The organism is Nonomuraea basaltis, from assembly GCF_005893125.1.
Taxonomy (GTDB): Bacteria; Actinomycetota; Actinomycetes; order Streptosporangiales; family Streptosporangiaceae; genus Nonomuraea; species Nonomuraea basaltis.
The window spans coordinates 1-2,147 of the sequence record NZ_VCJS01000503.1; the positions used below are offsets into that span (position 1 = coordinate 1).

Genomic DNA, 2,147 nt, shown 5'->3' on the forward strand with positions numbered 1-2,147 from the left:
GAGGTCTCCCACCACGAGAGTGGGTAAGGCCCCCTATAGACGATGGGGTTGATAGGCCGGAGGTGGAAGCACGGTAACGTGTGGAGCTGACCGGTACTAATAGGCCGAGGACTTGACCACAAAGCATAATGCTTTGGTGTGTGCTGCGCTCCGTTACTCTTCGCCGGGTCCGGAGCTGCGCCACACCAAAGAAATCTTGCTCGCGTCCACTACGCAATTCTGAGGCAACAAGCGGCATGCTTGTATGTTTCGCAGGGTTGCGGCGGTTATGGCGGGAAGGAAACACCCGGTTACATTCCGAACCCGGAAGTTAAGCTTCCCAGCGCCGATGGTACTGCACTCGGGAGGGTGTGGGAGAGTAGGTCACCGCCGCACAATCTTTGATACAGAAAGGCCCCCGACCGCACGGTCGGGGGCCTTTCTGCGTTATTGGGGCCGGAGGACGAAGACTCCCCAGCCCAGGTATTGCCGGCCGTATTCAAGGTGGGAGCGGCGGGCACGAGTGAGGAAATCCCGCATGGCCGGGGCATCGGGATCCGCTGGGTTGTCGCGCAGCCAATCGCTGATGGTCCACCATTGGCTGGCGACGTACCTGTCCCAGCTGTCCGGGCTGGCCAGGACCATTTCGAGGAGTTCGAAGCCGGCCTCTTCGATGCGCTCGTCCGTACCGGCGAGCGAGGTGAACAGGTCTTTCTCCACGGCGAGGGATTCGCAGGCCTCGGGCGGAGGCGGAGAAATCCAGTAGCACTCTCCCACGAGGGCGAGACCGTCCGGACGCATGTGCCGGCGCATGAGGGACAAGGTGCCCTCCAGGCCGCCGCCGATCCATGTCGCGCCAATGCAGGAGACCATGTCGAACGTCTCGGGTGTTTCCACGTAGGTGGCGGCGTCGGCTTCTATGAAATTGAGCCGATCGGCCACTCCGAGCTCCTGGGCACGGGTTCTCGCGGCCGACAGAAAGACCTTGCTGATGTCCACGCCGACGCCTTCTATGCCGTAATCGGCGGCCCAGCGGGAAAGGAGCTCGCCCTTTCCACACGCCAGGTCGAGCAGGCGCATGCCTGGAGCGATGCGGCAGATTTCGCCGATCAACTCGAGCTTGTCGTCCGTCAGCGGGTTCAGTATCCGGTGCCGGGCCTCGGCGATTTCGTGGAAACGTAGTGACATGGTGGGCAGTGTTGCTGGCCCGGCGTTAATAGGCCACCCATTTTATGGGCTTGCGCCAGGCTCATGGACGTTCCACGGCTTGCTACCCTGGAGAGACCGGGCCACCCCCACGGGTGGCCTTCGTCGCGTAAGGCCCGTGGACGGGCGGCGACCAGCCATGGTGGACCGTCGTTGTGGGTCCGCTGGGTGAGCCCAACGAAATGGACCAGAAGTGAACAGAGATAACGGATCGGACGGCGGACAGCCCGGGCGCGGCGACGATGGAGACAAGCGCTCTACCGGGGGCGGCAGGAGCGGGGGTTACGGCTCTCGCGGACGAGGCTCCGGCGGCGACCGTCCGTTCCGTTCCGATGACAGGTCACGCCCCTACAACCGTGAAGACAGAGCGCCGCGGCGTGACGACGGCGACCGTAATGACCGGGGCGCGCCTCGCGAGGGCGGCGACCGGGATGACCGGGGCGCGCGTCGGGAGGGCGGCTACGGCCCCAGGCGTGAGGGCGGTTACGGCGCGCGTCGTGACAGCGGCACCGGTGACCGGCCCCAGGGTGGCCAGGGTGATCGCCCCCAGGGTGGCTACGGTGACCGTGGTCCGCGTCGTGAGGGCGGATACGCCGATCGTGGCCCCAGGCGCGAGGGCGGGTTCCGTGACGACCGCGGACCTCGTCGTGAGGGCTCGGATCGCGGTCCCGGCGGTGATCGGCGCACGTTCCAAGACCGTGATCGGAATCGTGAGGATCGCGGTCCGCGTCGTGAGGGTGATGAGCGTCGTCCGTTCCGTGATCGGGATGATCGTGGGCCGCGTCGTGAGGGCGGTTACGGCGCGCGTCGTGACAGCGGCACCGGTGACCGCCCCCAGGGTGGCTACGGTGACCGTGGTCCGCGTCGTGAGGGCGGATACGCCGATCGTGGCCCCAGGCGCGAGGGCGGGTTCCGTGACGACCGCGGACCTCGTCGTGAGGGTGTGTCCCGCGACGACCGTG

Annotated in this window: 2 protein-coding genes and 2 rRNA genes; 3 read left to right on the top strand and 1 reads right to left on the bottom strand. The window is 66.0% G+C overall.

Annotation, left to right across the window (positions count from 1 at the left end; all coding sequences use genetic code 11):
- Together EJK15_RS68960 and rrf are read left to right on the top strand one after the other, a co-directional pair.
- A 23S ribosomal RNA gene (locus tag EJK15_RS68960) occupies positions 1-120 on the top strand; the annotation flags it as partial.
- A 138-nt stretch (positions 121-258) separates the two neighbouring features.
- Positions 259-375: ribosomal RNA gene (gene rrf / locus EJK15_RS68965) — 5S ribosomal RNA — on the top strand.
- A 51-nt stretch (positions 376-426) separates the two neighbouring features.
- On the opposite strand, the gene EJK15_RS68970 is transcribed toward rrf, so the two are convergent.
- Complete coding sequence (locus EJK15_RS68970) at positions 427-1,167, bottom strand: SAM-dependent methyltransferase (RefSeq protein WP_138720875.1); 741 nt, start codon at positions 1,165-1,167, stop codon at positions 427-429.
- 374 nt (positions 1,168-1,541) lie between these two features.
- On the opposite strand from EJK15_RS68970, the gene EJK15_RS68975 reads away from it, so the two are divergent.
- On the top strand, positions 1,542-2,147 hold a 606-nt coding region (locus EJK15_RS68975), incomplete at its 3' end, for a hypothetical protein (protein WP_206062346.1).